Annotated in this window: 18 protein-coding genes, 1 tRNA gene and 2 pseudogenes; 4 read left to right on the forward strand and 17 right to left on the reverse strand. The window is 52.6% G+C overall.

Translation table 11 applies throughout. The annotated features are described in order from the left end of the window. Nucleotides 1–106: 106 nt before the first annotated feature. A pseudogene (locus DESAC_RS10115) lies at nt 107–634 on the reverse strand (IS4 family transposase); the annotation flags it as partial. Between the two features lie 167 nt (nt 635–801). Between DESAC_RS10115 and DESAC_RS10120 the strand changes: the two are divergent. Then, nucleotides 802–1,422 carry an IS66 family transposase zinc-finger binding domain-containing protein gene (locus DESAC_RS10120; RefSeq protein WP_013706970.1) on the forward strand — a complete coding sequence of 207 codons (621 nt, stop codon included), beginning with the start codon at nt 802–804 and terminating at the stop codon, nt 1,420–1,422. Nucleotides 1,423–1,798: 376 nt separating this feature from the next. Beyond that, nucleotides 1,799–2,014 (forward strand): annotated as a pseudogene (locus tag DESAC_RS17070) (transposase); the annotation flags it as partial. Between the two features lie 48 nt (nt 2,015–2,062). Here the strand turns inward: DESAC_RS17070 and DESAC_RS10125 are convergent. Beyond that, a tRNA-Thr gene (locus tag DESAC_RS10125) sits at nt 2,063–2,137 on the reverse strand. A 393-nt stretch (nt 2,138–2,530) separates the two neighbouring features. Between DESAC_RS10125 and DESAC_RS10130 the strand changes: the two genes are divergently transcribed. Next, a complete protein-coding gene (locus DESAC_RS10130) occupies nt 2,531–3,175 on the forward strand; it encodes a DUF599 domain-containing protein (protein WP_013706971.1) in 645 nt (214 codons plus the stop codon). Between the two features lie 141 nt (nt 3,176–3,316). Here the strand turns inward: DESAC_RS10130 and hemA are convergent, their stop codons facing one another. The 10 genes from hemA to DESAC_RS10180 form a co-directional block, all read right to left on the reverse strand. Then, nucleotides 3,317–4,594, reverse strand: coding sequence for a glutamyl-tRNA reductase (gene hemA / locus DESAC_RS10135; RefSeq protein WP_013706972.1), 1,278 nt, complete (start codon nt 4,592–4,594; stop codon nt 3,317–3,319). Continuing rightward, nucleotides 4,591–5,421 carry a c-type cytochrome biogenesis protein CcsB gene (gene ccsB, locus DESAC_RS10140; RefSeq protein ID WP_013706973.1) on the reverse strand — a complete coding sequence of 277 codons (831 nt, stop codon included), beginning with the start codon at nt 5,419–5,421 and terminating at the stop codon, nt 4,591–4,593. Before ccsB ends, hemA begins: the two co-directional genes overlap by 4 nt. 15 nt (nt 5,422–5,436) lie before the next feature. Continuing rightward, entirely contained in the window at nt 5,437–6,144 is a 708-nt protein-coding gene (locus DESAC_RS10145) for a precorrin-2 dehydrogenase/sirohydrochlorin ferrochelatase family protein (protein ID WP_013706974.1), read from the reverse strand. Nucleotides 6,145–6,403: 259 nt separating this feature from the next. Further along, nucleotides 6,404–6,769, reverse strand: a complete 366-nt coding sequence (locus DESAC_RS10150; protein WP_013706976.1) for a nucleotide pyrophosphohydrolase — start codon at nt 6,767–6,769, stop codon at nt 6,404–6,406. A 25-nt stretch (nt 6,770–6,794) separates the two neighbouring features. Next, nucleotides 6,795–7,091 (reverse strand): hypothetical protein, encoded by a 297-nt coding sequence (locus DESAC_RS10155; RefSeq protein ID WP_013706977.1) that lies wholly within the window; start codon nt 7,089–7,091, stop codon nt 6,795–6,797. A 57-nt stretch (nt 7,092–7,148) separates the two neighbouring features. Beyond that, nucleotides 7,149–7,928 carry a trypsin-like peptidase domain-containing protein gene (locus tag DESAC_RS10160; RefSeq protein ID WP_013706978.1) on the reverse strand — a complete coding sequence of 260 codons (780 nt, stop codon included), beginning with the start codon at nt 7,926–7,928 and terminating at the stop codon, nt 7,149–7,151. Between the two features lie 34 nt (nt 7,929–7,962). Further along, nucleotides 7,963–8,379, reverse strand: a complete 417-nt coding sequence (locus DESAC_RS10165; protein WP_013706979.1) for a hypothetical protein — start codon at nt 8,377–8,379, stop codon at nt 7,963–7,965. Further along, a complete protein-coding gene (locus tag DESAC_RS10170; protein ID WP_013706980.1) occupies nt 8,360–9,343 on the reverse strand; it encodes an MDR/zinc-dependent alcohol dehydrogenase-like family protein in 984 nt (327 codons plus the stop codon). Before DESAC_RS10170 ends, DESAC_RS10165 begins: the two co-directional genes overlap by 20 nt. A 15-nt stretch (nt 9,344–9,358) precedes the next feature. Continuing rightward, on the reverse strand, nt 9,359–10,501 hold the full coding sequence (locus DESAC_RS10175; protein WP_013706981.1) for a glycosyltransferase family 4 protein: 1,143 nt from the start codon (nt 10,499–10,501) through the stop codon (nt 9,359–9,361). Between the two features lie 50 nt (nt 10,502–10,551). Further along, nucleotides 10,552–11,328, reverse strand: coding sequence for a YkgJ family cysteine cluster protein (locus tag DESAC_RS10180; RefSeq protein WP_013706982.1), 777 nt, complete (start codon nt 11,326–11,328; stop codon nt 10,552–10,554). 329 nt (nt 11,329–11,657) lie between these two features. On the opposite strand from DESAC_RS10180, the gene lpxC reads away from it, so the two are divergent. Then, nucleotides 11,658–12,575, forward strand: a complete 918-nt coding sequence (gene lpxC, locus DESAC_RS10190; protein ID WP_013706984.1) for a UDP-3-O-acyl-N-acetylglucosamine deacetylase — start codon at nt 11,658–11,660, stop codon at nt 12,573–12,575. 133 nt (nt 12,576–12,708) lie between these two features. Here lpxC and mtaB read toward each other — a convergent pair whose 3' ends face one another. The 5 genes from mtaB to DESAC_RS10215 all read right to left on the reverse strand — a co-directional run bounded on the left by mtaB (nt 12,709) and on the right by DESAC_RS10215 (nt 19,616). Further along, nucleotides 12,709–14,031: a tRNA (N(6)-L-threonylcarbamoyladenosine(37)-C(2))-methylthiotransferase MtaB gene (mtaB, locus tag DESAC_RS10195; RefSeq protein WP_013706985.1), complete on the reverse strand. Its 1,323-nt coding sequence runs from the start codon at nt 14,029–14,031 to the stop codon at nt 12,709–12,711. After that, entirely contained in the window at nt 14,028–15,083 is a 1,056-nt protein-coding gene (gene mnmA, locus DESAC_RS10200) for a tRNA 2-thiouridine(34) synthase MnmA (RefSeq protein ID WP_013706986.1), read from the reverse strand. Before mnmA ends, mtaB begins: the two co-directional genes overlap by 4 nt. A gap of 464 nt (nt 15,084–15,547) precedes the next feature. Beyond that, the gene (locus DESAC_RS10205; RefSeq protein WP_013706987.1) at nt 15,548–15,901 is read right to left on the reverse strand and encodes a PilZ domain-containing protein; all 354 of its coding nucleotides are present in this window, start codon (nt 15,899–15,901) and stop codon (nt 15,548–15,550) included. 625 nt (nt 15,902–16,526) lie between these two features. Next, nucleotides 16,527–18,557, reverse strand: coding sequence for an anaerobic carbon-monoxide dehydrogenase catalytic subunit (gene cooS, locus DESAC_RS10210; RefSeq protein ID WP_013706988.1), 2,031 nt, complete (start codon nt 18,555–18,557; stop codon nt 16,527–16,529). Nucleotides 18,558–18,737: 180 nt separating this feature from the next. Then, entirely contained in the window at nt 18,738–19,616 is an 879-nt protein-coding gene (locus DESAC_RS10215; RefSeq protein WP_013706989.1) for a formylglycine-generating enzyme family protein, read from the reverse strand. Nucleotides 19,617–19,728 lie beyond the last annotated feature (112 nt).

Genomic DNA, 19,728 nt, shown 5'->3' on the forward strand with positions numbered 1-19,728 from the left:
CAATGATTCCGGCTAGGGAATGTAACGGCAACCGGCAGGATTTTCGGAAAAATTGGAATAGCTAGCTGAAAAGAGTGGAATGGCTAGCCGAAATGATTGGAATGCGCAAAGCAGTCCAGATTTGGATTAAGACGGCATTTCGGGAAGTGCCATAAAAGGTTTTGATTTTCAGATTTTGTTTGACCCACTTGAAAAAAAGCTCTATCTGCCAACGTTGCCGGTAAAGATCTGCGATGGCGAGGGCAAACAGGTCAAAGCGATTGGTTAAAAAGACATATTCTTTGCCAGTTTCAGGGTCTCGGTATTGCACCCGGCGCAGGGTGCCTTGATAGCTATGAAGACCATGCTCGGAGTTCAAACGGATGATCTCGTCAGTTAGAACCCTGTCAGGAGCGGGATTTTTCAACGTTTCGATGACCTCGAAGCAGGCATTGGATTTCAGTCGGGTCACAAACCAGACGCCTTTCTGGTGGAGGCGATGCAGCCAGGCATAATCGATGTAACCACGGTCAAAAATTAATAAATCACCTGGATCGAATTGCAGCGTTTTGGCAATTTGCATGTCGTGAATCTTAGCTTCGGTCAGGATCACACATTTCGGCAGCATATCAGTTATTACCGTGTGCAACTTAATGCTAGCCTTGCGGGGGGGACTATTTTCTTAAGTATTATTGACCTTTTTTACGTATCGTCTACCGGACAGCACTGATAGTAATTATTCAGTCATCTGAGGAAATGAAAAATTTGTCAAATTTCAGAAGGGACCTTGTACTTTTGTGAAATATATGTATCATAGGTCCTGTGGGAACAACACCGGACCAACTATTCGATTTCGATCTCACCGGCCCGTTGACTCGGGAACAGGCAGAGTTCATTTATACCCTGGGTCGGGAAGCGGTCATTTACGCCCTCATGATCCTTTCAGCCCAAGGAATATCTGATGCGGTCGAGAAGTCTGCCATGACACCGTCAACACCTTCTGGCATGATTCCGGTCTATGAGAAACCGGCGGCTTCCAAACGTCGCAAAAAGCCGGGGGCCAAGGTAGGTCATAAGGGCTATTATCGGCCAACGCCGCCGGTGACGCATCATCAGGAGCATCCACCGCTGACCCATTGTCCTGACTGTGGAACCCCTTTAGGTCGGCCCAGCGAGCGGCGCACCCGAGTGGTTGAAGATATCGCCGAAATGGAGCCGGTGGTAACCGAGCACACCATTCCTCGGCATTGGTGTCCGAAGTGTAAAAAGATGGTCGAACCGTCGGTGCCGGACGCCTTACCAAAAGCCACCTTCGGTCATCGGTTGGTAGCTTTCAGCGCCTGGTTGCATTATGGTCTGGGCGCTACCATTGCCCAGATCATCAGTGTGCTGGGCCACCACTTACAATTTATGCTGTCTGAGGGTGGCCTGGCAGCCGCCTAGCAGCGATGCGCAGCAATCCTTTTCGCCTGAAGAGATCGGCCAGCAGATCAAACAGGCGGGGGTGCTGCATGCTGATGAAACCGGGTGGCGACTAGCGGGAAAAACCGTCTGTTCGAAAAAATTGGGTCGCCTCCTGAAGGACGCCGTAAGACTCAAATGGTGCAAATGTCAAAGATTAAGGCAACTATAAGAAGATAGGACTTTGTTGATAAAATTTCTATGGATTATGATAATGGGCCAATAAATGATGATTCTTGTTGTATTTTAAGACTGTTGCAAAACGTATCGATAATACTACGTAAAATTGATATCAAAAAGGCTCGCGAAATTGCTTAACCTGTGGTCATATCAAGGAAATAAATTTCCCGCGGTTGATATGACCAAGAAAGGCAGAGCCAACGGTTCATTTTTTGGCAACCATATTTATGAGAACCTTCTAGCCCGGCGATCGCACCTCCTGTATGAACTGAGCCAGGTGGTGGATTTCAGTTTTGTTCGACATACCTGCGGGGATTTTCATGTTGATCGGGGCAGGGACGCTTGGGATCCGGTGCTGATGTTCAAGATGGTCTTTCTCCAATCTCTCTATGATCTTTCCGCTCGCATGGAAAATCCCCTTAATGTAACAGTCTCAAATTACTGGAGCCGGCATGGGGATTTGAACCCCAGACCTGCTGATTACGAATCAGCTGCTCTACCACTGAGCTATGCCGGCTTGGCCTTTAGTTTAGCAGCATTTCACCTTTTGTGCAATGCTCATCTCCGAATGCCCGACGGACTCCCTCCGATGCCCCCGGCCTCACATTACCGATATTATATTGATCCATTGAGACATCTCCGGGGATATCCTATTTTACCTTTTTTGGTATCCAAAAGAATAATAGACCAAACCAATGGCAATTACCAAGAAAGAAACATAGTCAGATACGCTGAGGATTTTATTACCGGCGCCGCGTCGACAGATTGACTTTTTCAGAATTTCCGGTAAGTTTCCTACACTTTTGCATGGTGGCGGATTCCCGGCAGTTTTTGGCGCCACATAGCCTCAACGGCCACCTATCTGATTTCGATAAGCAACTTTAGCATTTGATATAAGGAGGGATTTTCTATGCAGCAGCTAAACTGGACCGAGAGCGTCTTTCCGGTTTGTACTCTCCTGATTCTGTTGCTCTATCATGTGCATTACTATTTCCAGGTAAAACGCTCCCCCATGCAGACTGCGATCGGTATCACTCAGTACCTGCGAACTTTCTGGGTTGAAACAGTCATGGAGCAGAAACGGGACATCCTGGCGGTGCAGACCTTACGCAACTGGGTAATGGCCTCCAGTTTATTGGCCTCAACGGCAGTTTTGATTAGCATCGGGTTGCTGAGTTATCTTTTCCAGCAGAACAGGATCATCGAACTACCGTTTAGCGCCTATCTGATCATAGGAAGCACACGCAATCTCGATGTTCTGAAGATTCTCCTGCTTTTTCTAAATTTTTCCTTTGCCTTTCTGAATTTTACCCTATCAATCCGTTATTATAATCATGTCAATTTCATGATCAATGTGCCTCTGGACCGGGATGATGCGGTGACGGTGGGGTATATCTCCCGGATTTTAAATCTGGGCATGCTCCACTATACCTTGGGAATGCGGGCCTATTATTTGGCGGGGCCGTTGTTGTTATGGCTTTTTGGCCCGGTATGGATGTTATTAGGCAGCGTCGTACTGGTAGGCATTCTCTATCGTATCGATCGCACCGCATGAAGAACAGGGAGGTAATGATAGGAACAAACCCTGTGTTTGCCCACATCTCAGGGCGCATACCAGATTCGCCCCGACAGGGGGAATTTAAAATTATTTCCACAGCTGGAGTTTGATAAACAGAGCAACTAGAGTGGGTTGCCTCTACGATGGTTGGTCCGGATCAAGATTGAACAACCGCCGAGTGAGGTCTAGTTCGCGGGAGCGGTTTTTCGGGTGGTGGTTGCGTTTCAGATACAGGAAGGGATCGTGCAGAAGCTTCAAGGCAATAGATTCGGCCAAGATCTCTATTGATTTCTGTTGTTGCGGGGTTAACGGACCAAGCTGCGTCAGGGTCTTTTTGAGTTCCGTCTCACAGATCTGTTGAGCCTTATCGCGCAGGAGAATAATGGTCGGAGTTACCTCCAGAGTCCCACGCCACTTAAGAAATTTATGGGTTTCAGTCTCGATAATTCTTTCTGCCCGTATTGCCTCCTCTTGCCGGTGATGCAGATTGGCCGCTACAACTCCCTGCAAGTCATCGATATTGTATAGATATACGTTATCTAGAGCATCGATCCCCGGATCAAGATCCCGCGGGACGGCGATGTCGATAAGAAAGAGAGGACGTTGTTTGCGCCTTCGCATAACGCCTCTCACCTGTTCTTTGGTAAGTATGATATCCGGGGCTCCGGTGGAGCTAATGATGATATCGACATTGAGAAGTTGGTTCTCCAGTTCGGCCAGGGAGACGGCTTCACCGCTGAAACGCTTGGCAAGCTCCAGGGCTCGGGCCAGAGTACGGTTGACAACGATGAGGCGGGCCACACCATGCCGATTAAGGTGTTCTACGGCCAATTCCGCCATCTCGCCGGCCCCGATAAGCAGAGCGGTCTTGTCGCTCAGGGTGCCGAAGATCTTGCGGGCCAGTTCCACCGCGGCATAGCTGACGCTGACGGCCAGCCCCCCGATACCGGTTTCAGTGCGGACTTTCTTGGCTACCGAAAAAGTTTTATGGAGCAGGCGGTTCAGCAGAGGTCCGGTTGCCTGTTGCCGGGTAGCCTCGCGGTAGGCCGCTTTTACCTGCCCTAATATCTGGGGTTCTCCCATGACCATGGAGTCAAGACCACAGGCTACTTGATATAAGTGCTTGATTGCCTCAGCTTCCCGATATTCATACAACGCGGCGGTGACGTCGGCAGCGGCTAGGGCGCGACAGGAAGTAAAAAAGTCTACTACATGCGGGATGGCGCTCTCAGGAGCAGGCGTAGCCAACAGCACCTCCACCCGATTACAGGTAGCATAAATTAGAAGTTCCCGGATAGCGGCAATCTGCCGCAGTTGGTTATACGCCTGGGCGGCATCGGGGATGAGGCCGGCAAGCTTCTCCCGCAACGCCAACGGTGCAGTCTTATGGTTAAGCCCGATGAGAACTATGATCACGGCAGCCGTCCAAATCCACCGAAGCGGTGATAGCTCCGTTGGAAAAAATCGGCACCCACAAAGGTTATCATGAGTAGCACAAACCCGGCGATAGCTAACAAAGCGGCTCGGCGCCCCCGCCAACCCACCGCCAGGCGTTCATGCAATAACCCGGCATAGAGCAACCAGGCGATGAGAGTCATAGTTTCTTTGGGATCCCAGCGCCAGAAGGCGCCGAGGGCATATTGGGCATAAAGGGATCCGGTGACAATACCGAGGGTAAGCAGCGGAAAACCTATATTGATACAGTAATAATTTAAGGCATCCAAGGTTTCCAGGGAAGGAAGACGTTTATAGAAAAAACCGAATTTTTTCGACTTGATCTGATGTTCCTGCACCAGGTAAAGGATGCCGCCCAAAAAAGCAATGGTGAAGGTGGCATTGCCTAGCAACGCCGCAACAATATGGAAGCTGAGCCAAAAGTTCTGCAGCAGGGGTGGGATATCAGCCTGACGGGGCAGTATCAGGGCGCCACACAGCATCAGCGCAGCCAGGGGGGCGGCCAAGGCCCCTAATACCTTGACCGGGTAACGCCAGTTAAACAGGAGGAAGGCGGCCACGAGGGCCCAGCTAAACAGACTGAGCGTTCCCCCGAGCGTAGCTACGGGGAAAAAACCCGCCTCCAGCGTGAGACGCGCCAGTCCTAAAGAGTGCCAGACGCAACCGACGCCGATGATCCAGCCGCCATATCGATGCAATATATCGAGCTGCACCCACAGATATCCCAGCCAGATGAAGGTGGCTAAAAAATAGAAGCTTAAAGCGAGGATTAAGAGTCCAGCATCCATATATTGATCCAGAGCTTATAGCCGGGTGGGCAGGCTGTTAGTAAAGAGACTGGCTGCCTGGGTCTGTAGTTCGGCCATCTCCACCGGCGGCAGAATAGCCCCTACCAGTGTTGCCAACAGCTTCCGGATACCTTCCCGGTCACCATTCCTTACCAGTTCAAGGAGGGGACTGTGGACGATGTTGGTAAAAACCGTGAGATTATCAGGGTGATCTCGTCGGCTGGCCAGCACCTTGGCACGCACTGCACCCAACAATTCTAGATACGGGCCATATTCCGAACCAAAGAGCTGCTCCAAGTCCTGGCGCAACTTTTTGGCCAGGGCCGGACTCTGACCGCCGGTACCAATCGCCAGGGTCAGCTCTCCCCGCCGGACTGTAGCCGGAACAATAAATGTACAGAGGGCGGGCGCATCCACGATATTGACTGGCAAACCGCGGGCCTGGGCGGCGGCGCTGATCTCTCGATTGGTCTGCAGGTTGTTTGTGGCCCCGATAACCAAAACCATGCCGTCTAAATGCTCGGGAGTGAAATTCTCCTGGCGATAGAGAATTTCGCCTCGTCGGGCCAGATCCAACAGCGTCGGGGTCGCCTCCCGGCTGACTACACTCACCCGAGCGCCGGCCAGGAGGAGGTCCTGCACCTTGCGCTCCCCAATCGCCCCGCCGCCGACCACCAGACAGGGTCTACCGTCGATATTCAAAAAAACCGGATATACTCTCATAAAATTAAATCCAGGTGGGCGAATACGAGCTTCGCCCCTACAATAGGCATCTTAGCGGGCGAATAGGAGATTCTCACTTTCAATAATAATCCGGATTTAACGGGGAATTGGTTTTTGATCCGGGTTTTCAAATTTCGCTTTTTCAAAAGAGCGCATCTAGTTGTCATTATGTACCAGATGCGCAATAAATTCACAATGCCTGGGGCAATGGCCCACAAATGCAGATTACAACAGCCTGCCAATAGCTTACGGCACACCTTCACTCCAATTCGCTGTATTTTTTACTGTTGCCAAAACTCTTGGCAACCGGATATTTTTCTTCGTTCTTAATAAGTTTGGCCTTCATGGCTTCAGACAGATCGATACCGACAGCCTCCCCTAAGTACAGTAAAAAAATAAAGATATCGGCAAGTTCATCTTGTATCCTGGTTTTATAGGAGTCTCCGGACAGGAGTTCGACGATTTCGTCGTCCTTTTTCCAGAGAAAGAGTTCTTGCAGTTCCGCCGCTTCGATGCCGATGGCCATGGCCAGATTTTTAGGTGTGTGAAATGGCCCCCAAGCCCGTTGTTGGCGGAAATGAAGAACCCGGCGTTGTAGAGATGCCAGGGTATCAACGTCGTCCATCAGGCGCCCCCTCCAAGATAAGAATTTAACAGAGCCAGCAGCCTTTCTCCCGGATCTCCTCATACCACTGCCGCAGCCGCGGCCTCATTGCCTCTTTCGGCAGCAGCAAAAACTGTCTGGCCTCGCCCAGTTGAATGAAACCGGCAAAATAGGCGAATTTCACCAGGTCTTCGAGATGCTGGAAGGAAAATACCAGGTATTCCTCGGGGACCCGGCTTAGCATATCCTGTTTGGCGATGATTTCTTTAACCAGCTCAAAATGGTGCTGCAGTTGAGGATTGTTATCAGCAACGCCCTTAATCGGGCTTCCAGCAGAGGTCATAATCAACGTCTCTCGTGCAAATCAAAGGATATAGCCCCAAGCCTCTCGTTCCACATCCTATTGCAGCCAACGGGCTGCGATCTTTTTTGCCAGATTAATCGGGATGGCAAAACCGATACCCTGACCAGGCGCCACGATCATGCTGTTAATGCCGATCACCTGACCGTTGAGGTTTATCAGGGGACCACCGCTGTTGCCCGGATTAATGGAAGCGTCGGTTTGGATAAAGTCGCCGTACTTCCCCTGCCCTACCCCTTTCCGGCCCGTGGCGCTGATGACCCCCACGGTAACGGTGTTCTCCAGGCCGAAAGGACTGCCGATGGCTATAGCCCACTGGCCGGCTTTTAGTTGATCGGAATCGCCCAGGGGAGCCACCGGCAACCCCGGGGTTTCGGCTTGAATGACGGCCAGATCATAACGGGGATCAGCACCAACGGCGCGCCCGCGCAGCGTCCGTCCATCCCGCAGGTGCAAGACGATGTTCTGGGCCCCGGCCACGACATGATGGTTAGTGAGAATAAAACCCCGGGGATCGATGATGACCCCGGACCCCTGGCCTACTTGTCGCTGTTGCAGTCCCTGGGGCGGCATCATGTTGCGGAAAAACCCCTCAAACGGAGTCCCCCGAAAGAACTCCTCGTCAAACCCCGGGAAAGGCGCCACCGTGACCACCCTGACGCATTTAAGACTTACCACCGCCGGCGCCACCTGTTCCACCGCCCGGACAAAGTCCTGCTGCAACTCCATAGCGCTGGCAGCCCAGATCGGCATCGGTGCGAGGCTGAGAAACAGCCAACAGACAAAGATTCGAAAAGATACGGTATGCGGCTGAATCAAGAGAAGCTTCCTTATAAACCACAATATCCGGGTCTTATAGCAGTAACAATGGCTTCGGGGAAGGCGCCGGTCCGATTACTGCCGCAACCTCCTCCGGAATCAGGCTTTCGGCCAGAGCCATGAATGCCCGGCCCTCTCCAGGCGGCAGATTGAGGCCCTCAGAGCTGAGATGTTCGCCAGTATCGGCCAGTAGCCGGACGCCGCCGTCCCCGCCGATGGCCAAGCAGACAGTTGGGCCACCCTCCGTTGCCTCGGTCCAGAAAACCCTCAGATCGGCGGCAGAATCCGTGGCGGACCAGCCGATGATAATCTGACGGTAGCCGTCGGGATATTCGAGCATAAGCCGCGGCCCGCACCAAATCTGCGACCTGACCATCAGCCACACGGGGCTCATGCCTTCAGGGAGATTGGTATTCGGCCGGACGCCATAATCAAGACTTAACTGATTCATACTGCGGCATCTCCACCAGAACTTTGAGAACGCCCCGCCGGGTGGCGTAGCGTAAGGCTTCCTCGGCCTGAACCAGGGGATAAACCCGGGAGATGAGTTTTTTCGGGTTGATCAATCTCCGGGCCAGCAATCGCAGGGCTGGCGGAAATGGCCCGCAACGGGAACCGACGACCGTGATTTCGGGCACGACCAGGGCCGCGGGATTAAAGTCGAATGCGCCATGATAGGTGCTTTTGGCAATGATAATGCCATGGGGGCGCACCGTCTCAATGGCCATCCGCCACCCTGCCGGCGATCCGGAGGCCTCGATAACCACGTCAAACTCCTTCTCCCCAAATCCCTCAGCCACATGAACCTGAACCCCTCTGGCCTCGATGAAGTCCATTTTTTCAGGATGATGTCCGACCAGATGGAGTTCGCAGCCGTTGAGGCGCAGCACTAAAGAGATAAGGAGCCCGAGTTTGCCATCGCCGATGATCAGCACCCTAAAGTCGGGTCCGATGGGCGTCTGCTCCAGAATTTCCAGGGCGGCGGCGAGAGGTTCGGTAAAGACTGCAAAGGCATCGGGAACATTGGCAGGCACTGGATGAAGATTGGCCTCTGGCAGGGTGATGAACTCTGCCAACGCCCCATCTTTTTCCCAGATACCCAGTACCCGGCGCCGGGCGCAATGCCGCGGCAGTCCCCGCCGACAGCGATCACAGGTACCGCAGGCGATATTAATCTCCCCTACCACCCTTTGACCCAGCCATGCAGAAGTGTGAGCCTCCACCACCTCTCCGACAAACTCATGTCCCAAAATACCGTGAAACCCTTTATAGCCTCGGGTTATATTGATATCCGTCTGACAGATGCCGGTTAACCTAACCCGGATGAGGACCTCCCCCGCCCGAGGTTGAGGACGGGGAACCTCCTGCAATTTTACGGTGCCGTCAAAGGTAAGGGCCAGCATACTCTGATTCATGAAAGCCTTCCCTAATTAAAACTCTGACAGGTCCTTCAGCGCGCTTAGCGTCTGGAGCGCAGTTCTGGTCCAGGAGAGCTGAGCCACGGCCGCCTCGGCGCTCTCCTGGACCCGTGGGTCCATACCTTGTTCCACGAATTCTTCCAAGGCCGCAGCAAGAGCTGCGCGGTCATCAGGGCGGTTCAGGACAACACCGTTTTCACCGGTTCGGATAAACTCCGAAGCGCCGTTGGCCGATGTGGTGACCACTGGAAGCCCACAGGCCAGGGCCTCCAGGACAACATTGCTGCAAGGATCATAAATTGTCGGCAGGGCCAGGACCCGGGAAACGGCGTAATAATTCTCCACCCGGGTTTGGGGACCCAGAAATTGTACCTGCCCGGCAATGCCGAGCTTCTGGGCCAGACGTTGGTATGGTGCCGTCCGGCCCGGCCCCACAACTAATAACTGGCATTGCCGCAAACGCCGTTCGGCCATTGCGGCGATGAGGAAGTTCAATCCCTTACGCCTGAAACCGGAGCCCACAAAGAGAATAGAGCTCCTTTGGAAATCACATTTCTGGCTTCCAACCGCCCCCGGCCGCAGCTCGGACATGCGAAACCGGTTAAACCGCTCCCGGTCAACCCCGTTGTAGATCACCCGGATTTTGCTTGGGGGAACCCGATAATGCCGCCGGATTTCGCTCTCCACCTGACGGGAATTGGCAATGACCAACTTGAGACGGGGATCCTGAAATAGTCTTTTTTCCAGCCAGAGCAGGGTTTGGTGAAAGGGACTGCCGGCCAGATGAAGGCGCCCCAGGGTAGTATCATAGGGCTGGCGTCGGCGGAGCCATTCTCGATGACAACCGTCTCCGGCTCGATAGACATCCTGGCTAAGGGTGCGCTCCAGGCTGAAGATGATGTCAAACCGGCTCCGGTGCAACAGACGCCGGGCATTGACGGCGAAACCCAGAATCCGGCCGGTTTTCCCCGGCCAGACTGGAACCCGATGCCAGTTCAGGCCGGCAAGCACCTCTCTGGCGACTGGCGGCCGGGGTTGGGCAGCGATAATAGTGACCTCATGGCCAGCCCGGATAAGTTCCCGACTTAGGCACAAAAGGGTATTTTCGGCGCCTCCCAAGGCGCCGGGACGTTGGCGCAACAGGGCAAAACGCATAAAAACTCAGCACCAGATGCTTTTTATCGATTTAGGGTGGCGTTGCCGGACTAGTCCGGAGCTATCCGGACTTTTTTGATCTCCAGACAATTTTCCAACCGCAGCATAAATTTGATATAACGATAGCCGAAGCGCAACAGCTCCTCGGGGTCAGTCTGCATCCGCGTCAGTTGCTCCGGGTCTACTGCAAAAATTTTTAAAAAATCACTGTCAAAAACATACCTCTGGAACCTGTCAAGGTCATAGAGCGCCATATAATATTCATCCCGCATTTTGGCACTGACCGATTTACCGGTGCGGACACCAACCCGCAATACGATCGACTTCCACTCGCGGTTGAACTCCTCGTAAGGTAGAACGCCCTGATCCTGTTGCCATTTTTCAATGGTCCACTCATCGCCAGCCTCAAAACCTCTGCAATGGTCTTCCTGGAAATACACGTAACATTCCTGCAAACCCTGGTCTGTCCACTGAGACGCCACCCCCACCGGATAATAGCGGCAGGCAGTAGGACGATCCTCATATACCTGACAGCCGTTGGGAGAGGAAAAGGGACAACAGCGGGTTTCGCCTGCCGTCATCGTCAGGACCACGGAAGGCAGACCGGAAGCGTCGTCCGGTATCTGGTGAGTGAAACGCTGCAGAAACTCCCCTGAAGACAGGTTTAAACGCCGTCTGAGACGTAAGACGTCGTAGGGACTAAGAAAGATGGTAGTTCGGGCGCAACATTCGTTGAAGCAGGCCACTCCCGGATAACACCGAAAAGTGAAAGGTGTTTTAGGAGTGAGCTCAATAACATCAATTTCCTGAGATTCATCAGCAGACATAGGTTACTCCAATACACGACGGCACCATGGCCTTACATATTATTATGATATACACGACCTACACTTTTTTCGAAAGAGGTTTTCTGAGCAAACCTGGCATCCCGGACTTGGACCAGAATTGGCTGCAAATTCGACTGTCAAAGAATATTGTGTCATATTTGCCGATACAACTTCAATCTGTGTTAAAAAGTCCACACATGTACCGGCAAGCGATGGCTGACGTGGCGTTGGTCTATATATAATTATCTATTATTATTAATTAAATTATACATACGCATTCCTCTTGCATCTGGCACGGTATTTGCTCTTTGTATGGGCGGAGGATGGCAATGCAATTTCAGCAGACCATTAAACAAAAGATTGTTTGTACGGGGATAGGCATTCACTCGGGCCGTCCGGCGCGGGTGGTTATCAACCCGGCTCCGGCCAACAGCGGTCTTACCTTTGTACGCACCGACCTACCAGGACGGCCGATAATACCGGCGCGCTCCTCCCGAGTGGTGGACAGCAGTATGGCCACGACCTTGGGTATTAAAGACGCCTATGTTTCCACGGTTGAACACCTGCTGGCGGCCCTGGCGGGTTTGGGAATTGATAATGCCCGGATCGAAGTAGCCGGACCGGAAGTGCCAATCGTGGATGGCAGTGCTGCGCCGTTTGTTTCCTGGCTGAAACAGGCCGGTATAAAAGTTTTGCGGTGGCCTCGGGCCTCCTTCCACATCCAGAAACCCTTGGAGGTAGTCCAGGGCGATAAATGGATCCGGGTGGAACCGGCTTCGCAACCGAGGGTTACGTACGCCATTGATTTCCCCCATCCATGCATCGGCCGGCAACAATATGCGTATCAGGTGCAGCTCAATTCCTTTGCCCGGCAGATCGCTCCGGCCAGGACCTTTGGTTTCCTGCGTGACGTTCAGCGATTGCAGGCCAACGGCTTGGCTTTGGGCGGTTCTCTGGACAACGCTATTGTCTTGGACGACCATGGGGTGCTAAACCCCGATGGACTGCGCTTTGCCGATGAGTTCGTGCGCCACAAGATCCTGGACCTGATCGGCGATCTAGCACTTTTGGGGTGGCCTGTTCTCGGACATATCCGGGTATTCAAGGGCTCTCACGCCCTGCATCAACAGTTCATGCAAGCCTTACTGGAACAACAACAAACCTGGCGATTGAGCATACCCGAAATCCAGCCGACCTGGAGACCCTACCAGCAATTACCCCGCCGGGTCAGAATAGCTATGGCTTAACCGTAACAGACGAAGTCTCTGGCAGAACTATGGTTATGGGTTAGAGTCATTCTGACCAGCGTTCTTTGGTCTATTCACTCAGATAGCTGAAGTTTCCCAGTTTCCTTATATTAAGGTTCAATTAAGAGCCAGGTCACATCGCTACCCCGATGAGGTCCTGGCCGTTCATTTCTATCAATCTGAGCCGAATGAAGCGATTGACCCATTCCGGCGGTCCGGGCAGCATCACCCGCAAGTAATTCGCTGTTAACCCCTTTAGCCAACCAGGTCGGTGGGCAACCGGACCCTCTACCAGCACTTCGACCACCTGCCCTAAATGTCGTTGATAAAATTCCAGTTTTTTACCGTGACTCAAATCTCTTAGACTTCTGGCGCGCTGCCCGACTTCCCGGGCGCTGGTCTGAGGAGAAAGAACGGCGGCTTCCGTGCCGGGACGGGCGGAATAGGGGAAAACGTGCAGGTAGGCCACCGGCAATCGGTTCAACAGTTCTTTGGTCTGCTCAAAAGCAGCGGCTGTTTCAGTGGGAAAACCTACCATGACATCCAACCCGACGGCAGCCTGGGGAAATAAGGCGGTCAGTTCTCTGATCAAGGCCTCAAACCAAGCCGGCTGGTAATTTCTATGCATGGCTGCCAAAACGGCCGAGGCGCCGCTTTGCAAGGGGATATGAAAATGGGGGCAGAAATGGGGCCAATCTGATAGTTCTCGCAGCAGGCCGTAGGAAATATCCTGGGGTTCTAATGAACTAAAACGGAACCGCAGCGGCCAGGAAGTCTGCCTGAGAAGCCGCACTAGATCGATCAGACCTTTATCCCCTGGCAGGTCCCGGCCATAGCGGGAGAGATTGACCCCGGTAAAGACGATTTCTTGAAAACCGGCGTCCGATAAATGCTGTAATTGCCTCAGGAGGTCAGAGGATGGAAGGCTGCGTTCCGGTCCACGGACTAGGGGGACGATGCAGTAGCTGCAGTAATGGCCGCAGCCATCCTGGATTTTCATAAAAGCCCGAGTATGGCCCCAGAATGAGCCCAGCGGCATCGGGACGAACCGGTTGCAGTTCTGAATGTCTGACACCCGGACCATGGTTCCGGCGGTCTGGGACATGGCGGCCAACAACTCCAACCACCTCCCCTTCTCAACGTTGCCAAATACAGCCTTCACTCCAGGGAAATTCGCCAATTCCTGGGGCGCCCGTTGGGCATAACAGCCGGTGACCAGGATTGTCGGCGGGCTCTGCAGACGACCCCACTGCCGCAGACATTGGCGCACCTGGCGATCGGTGCGCGCCGTTACGGTGCAGGTGTTAACCACCAGGATATCAGCAGCTTCCGGCGACGACAGGGTAAAGGTAAGCTTTTCCGCCTGCTCCGCCATGAAGGCCGACTCATATTGATTGACTTTGCAGCCAAAGGTGACAAATCCTAAATGCTGCTGGCGGTTGCGAAGGCGGTTCACGATTGCTCCCGAACGATCCAGCCTCCACCCAGAAGGCGGTTGTCCTGATAAAAAACTGCCGCCTGTCCCGGCGTGATGGCCGTTTGCGGCAGGTCAAACCGCACCCGGACGCGGCGTCGGTCCAAGGGCAGAATTATAGCCGTCGCGCCAGGATGGCGATAGCGTATTTTAACCCTGGCCCTGAGCGGCTCCAGGGGTACCGGTATGAACCAGTTGATATCCTCTACGAGCAGTTCATCGGCCAACAGGTCCGCTTTGCAGCCAACAACAAGCCGGTTGCCGGCCGGGATGATCTCGAGGACATAAGACGGTGCCGGACCCGGCAACCCTAATCCCTGGCGTTGACCTACGGTGTAATGCTCCACCCCCCGATGCGTTCCTAATACTTCACCTCGACGATTGACGATGGGGCCAGGGCGATCGAGACCGGTCACATCCATGTTCCTCATGAAATCAATATAATCGCCATCTGGGATAAAACAGAGCTCCTGGCTCTCCCGGTTCGGCAAATACTGGGCCAGCCCCCAGGCAAGACTTTTTTCTCTCACCTGACTTTTGGTAAGCCGCCCCAACGGCAGGAGGACCGCAGGCAGACAATCCGGGGACAGACGGTGCAAGAAATATGACTGTTCCTTATCAGGATCAACCCCTTGCCATAAGCCCATCATCCCGTTAGGAGCAGCCTCGACCCGGGCGTAATGTCCGGTGGCCAGATAATCAAAACCCTGAGAGCGAACGGCTTGAAACAGGAAACCAAACTTTATCAACTCGTTGCAACGAACACAGGGATTAGGGGTGAGGCCAAGGCGATACTGGGCGGCAAAGTCCGCAATGATGCGAGCTTTAAATTCCCGCCGCAGATCTAATTGGAAATATGCAATTCCCAGAAACTGGCATAAAGACTCAATGCCAGAAATGTCGGCGGACTTTTCAGTCAGTGTCAGGTGGACGCCCTGAACCTCGAAACCTTGGTTCAACAGGAGGGCCGCCGCCACCGTGCTATCCAGCCCGCCGCTCAGGGCCACTGCAACTCTATTACGATTTGCTCTCACCGATTAAAATGATTATTTAAAATGAACCGAGCAATGTTCATATAATTTAACATTACTGTTAATTTTATATATGAAGAAAAAAACACTCGCATATTATATAATTATACCAAAGTCTTGGGGGCGAACACAAGGTTCGCCCCTAGAGAACATACTTTCATCGTACCTGGGCAATTTATAAGTATAGACAATTACACAGCAAATAATTTGTAGAGCGAAAAAGCGAAGTGTATCCCGCCTTCATGTCATTATACAAATTGGCACATTCTGCTGATCACAACGAAGCATAAAAACATAACCGTGGCGGCTGCTCCCAATAATGCTTTTTCTGCACACCGCTCACTGCCCACTGCTCACTGTTTTTATATAGGGAATTATGGAAATAGTCCCCCGATGCTATTTGGACCATATTTTAACCGGCGGTCCCGACCGAACCTTAGGGATATCCAGAATGGTGCAGGGAATATTTAAGAACTAACGAAGCGCAGGTCTTCGAGGAATTTCAGGGCGACACCATATGATGATGGCCGATCCGGCAATGGCTCTATTCTTACTATCTTGCCTCGGGTCTGCAGTGTGTTAGTCCATGATAGATCGTAATTATGGCGGGGGATTTTTATATTAATATCCACAATATCATTAACATTCAGGTTTTTTGCGGGTGGATCACTACAGGTAAAATACAGGCCTCCCATACTGATATTTTCAGTATACCCTTTGTAGCGATCCGACTTGCCAGCTTCCAACCCAAGGGGTTCATAGGAAAGTTGCAAGGCTGCGGTTAATCGGTGATGCCGACGTTTCTCGAACCAATTGATCATGATCCCATGTTAAATTCCGTAGGTAGTTTTCCCCAGTGCATTAGGTGCACTTGATACAAAAGGCTAAAAGACATTCAATTCTTGAACATTGTCTCGAAAAATACACCTTTTAACCGGCTCAACTTTTTCCTGCTGGAATAAGTGCAAATCCTATGCCTTTAGAGATAATCGGCCGTTAATACCACTTTAATACACAGATATTATTTGCTAAATTAAGTTAGGGGATCACTTTGCTCCTGATCTTTCAACCTAACGCTGCTCCAAGAAGTTCAAAATCTTTAACAGAGAAGTTAGTATCTTATACATTGTTCAGAATATAGGCAATATGTTCAGGTTCATCCAAGTGCCGTTTTTTATTGTAATGACGGCGGATATCACCTCACGTGCACTTTGAGAAGCCCCAAACCCTCGAAGATGGCAGGCCGGGAGGCCCGCCCCGCCGCGGTTTGGTTTGTCTCATTTCTAAGAGAAAATGGTATAAGTGCTCGTAAAAAATATGATCTTGAGCCTCCTGCAGAACCCATCTTCCCTTACTTAATCTAGGTTGGGCAATGGCACAATCTGGAATTAGAAAAGGGCGGGTGTATACCCGCCCTTTGACCTAGGAAGGAAAAAAACCTTTTCCCTATTCTTCGCTTCCGCCAGCCTGCATCTCACGACGCATTTCCATATCGAACAGAACGCGTTCACGGGCCTTATCGATACCCAAAGCAGCGCGTTTCTTGTCAATGTGGGCAATCATCTTCTTGGCTGCCAGCACCGGATCAAGCTCCAAATCCCACATACCGCCCAACTCCTCCTCTAAGCCTCTGAAAAGGTAATCGGTGAAGAGTGCAGAACCGGTGGTGGGGAAGGACCCTCCGAAGACGGTGTAGACACCGGAGGAGACGAAGTAATGACCGATGGAGATAGCCTTCTCACTCATCCATTCGGGCGCCGCGCCGGCGGCCGGCAGGTCGCTGATGTCGGAGCCCAAACCACCGGCCTTGACGCAGGCAGTGGCCGCCATCAGGATACGGGAGTTATCCACGCAGGAGCCCATATGCAGCACCGGCGGGATGCCTACGGTTTCGCAGACCTCGGCCAAACCGGGGCCGCAATACTTTACTGCCGCCTCGGGGGTCAACAGACCTTCCTTACCCGCAGCCATAGCAGAGCAACCGGTCACCAGGACGATGACATCGTTCTTGAGCAGTTCCTTGGTCATAGCCAGGTGGGCGCTGTCATGGGGAGTGCGGCAGTTGTTGCAGCCAACCACGCCGGCCACACCGCGTACCCGGCCACCGATGATGTTGTCATTCAGGGTGTAGTATGAACCCCGGATTGAACCGCCCAGCAGGTACTGGATGGTCTCATAGCTGAAACCCACCACGGTGGGATATTTAATATCCGGGATCAACACCGGCGCCCTGCGGTTGGGGAAGTTGTCAATGGCTTCCCGTACGATCTGGCGGGCGATCTCGATGGCATGGTGCTCATCCATGGGAATGTGCATAGTTTCGCCTTCGATGCGGGCCCGGGGATCGGTGGTGATCAATTTGGTATGATAGCACTTGGCCACATTGGCCAGGGACTGCATCTCGCATTGCACATCGACCACCATGGCATCGACCGCGCCGGTGATAATAGCCAACTCCTGCTGCAGGTAGTTGCCGGCCGTGGGAATCCCATGGCGCATCAGGAGCTCATTGGCAGAACAGCACATCCCGGCCAACTGCACCCCCTTGGCGCCTTTGTTCTGGGCATACTGCACTATCTCCGGTTCCTGGGAGGCCACATAGATCATCTCCGGCAACACCGGCTCGTGCCCGTGAATGATAATGTTGACATGGTCTTCCTTCAACACCCCCAGGTTGATTTCGCCGGAGACCGGCACGGGACAGCCGAACAGCACGTCCTGCAGGTCGGTGGAGATCATGGAACCACCCCAGCCGTCAGAGATGGCGGTGCGGGTACATTGCTTCAAGATATTGTGATACTCCTGATCCACCCCCATGTGAGTGCGGTGCATCAGCTCGACAATCTCGATATCGCAACCTCGAGGCATCACACCCAAGTTGCGCCATAACTCTATCCGTTTCTTGGGGGGCCGTTTGGCGGCAAAAACGAGTTCACCATCCTGTTGGCCGAACTCCACCAGGATCTTGTCGGCTAATTCTTGGGCAATGACTTCGGTAGAACGAGACTTTTTGTCATCTCCCTCACCTTCGGTGAGAGGCACATCATAATCCCGGGCAAGCTGTTTTAACTTGCGGATATCTTTAATCTTATAACCTGGTGCCTTCCCATGCGCCACTTCCTTGAATAACTTGGCAACACCCCGGGAGTGGTCGTTGTGGGCCGCCGCCCCGCCACAGACCATGCGGGCAAAGTTACGGGCCACAATAGTTTCGGCAGTGGCCCCGCACAGGCCAACCGCCTGCTTCTTCTGTTCTTCGCCCTCTTTTGCCTTCTTCACCGGCGGTACCCGACAGGGACCTTGGGAACAGATACGGCAACAGGCACCTTCAGCCCCGATAGGACAGGGTTTCATCTTATCGGCCCGATCCCAGATAGTTTCAACTCCGGCAGCCTGAGCCTTCTTGATCATCTCAACTGTCGCCGGATCTACCGACTTGGTCGCCGGATCGAACGCTTTCGATTCCTTTTCAGCCATTTACTTTCCTCCTTGCAGGGATAGAACTTGTAATGGTATAAACACAATCTCTTCTATACATGAATATAGACAAGATAAAGATATCTGTCAAGATATTTATGTTAATAATTAGATAGTATTTATTATTTTATTATGGGGCTGATAAAAAAAGGAAATCGAATAGAAATAATTAATGAAGGTTTAAGGAGAAACTGGCCGAATCAGCCTGAACCCGATAAATCCGTCGGTTTGGGAGGGACGAAAAGATTGGCGAGCGGCGCAACGCAATTCTCGGGCCCGGCCATACCAGGAGCCACCTCTCAGGACGCGAGACGTCCCGGAAGCGGGTCCGGCAGGATTTTCTTTGCGGCTTTTTGTATACGAGGAGGAATGATACCAGTCCTCACACCACTCAGCCACGTTGCCGGCCATATCATAGAGACCGAAACCATTTGGAGGAAAGCTGGCCACCGGGGCAGTATAGCGAAAGCCATCTTTATCGTAGGGGTTGGGATTGAAGCTGGCCCGAAATCGCCCTCCCTGTTCGGGAGGAGTGCTCCCCCACGGGAAAGGCTGCCCTACTAGGCCGCCCCGGGCTGCGGCCTCCCATTGGGCTTCAGTAGGAAGCATATACTCCTCCTGGGTAATCCGGCTTAGCCACTTGGCAAAGGCGGTGGCATCATGCCAGGTAACCCCCACCACCGGCTGGTTAGGCGCGTTGAGGTTTCTATCCAGCCAATAAAGGGGTTCAGGGTGGCCAGTGGCCGCCAAAAACTCTCCATATTGGGCATTGGTAATTTCAGTAGCCGTGATGTAGAAGGGTGAGAGGTTTACCCAATGTTGCGGTCCTTCGTCCCAATAGCGTCCCGATTCTTCAGGTGGGCTTCCCAGCAGGTAAGGTCCACCAGGGATCAGACGCAGTTGTATCCCTAATATATTGTGGCAAGTTGGCGCTGGCGGCGGGGATGCAGCGAGTGCCAGCCTGCCGGAGGCAAGCCAGGCAGACAGACAGAAACAGATAATCAAGCAAAGGAAAAGACGTTGGGCAATCATGCTATCTTGCAGATGGGAATCAGACATGTTGTATTCCTTCAAGAAGAATATTTACTGCACCAGGGATATATTTTCAACCAAAGGTTACCATACCAGCTAAATCCATTGAATTTTATTCAAGGGGTATGGTAGTATTGGG

Origin of the sequence: Desulfobacca acetoxidans DSM 11109 (assembly GCF_000195295.1) — a bacterium.
In the GTDB taxonomy this organism is placed as follows: Bacteria; Desulfobacterota; Desulfobaccia; order Desulfobaccales; family Desulfobaccaceae; genus Desulfobacca; species Desulfobacca acetoxidans.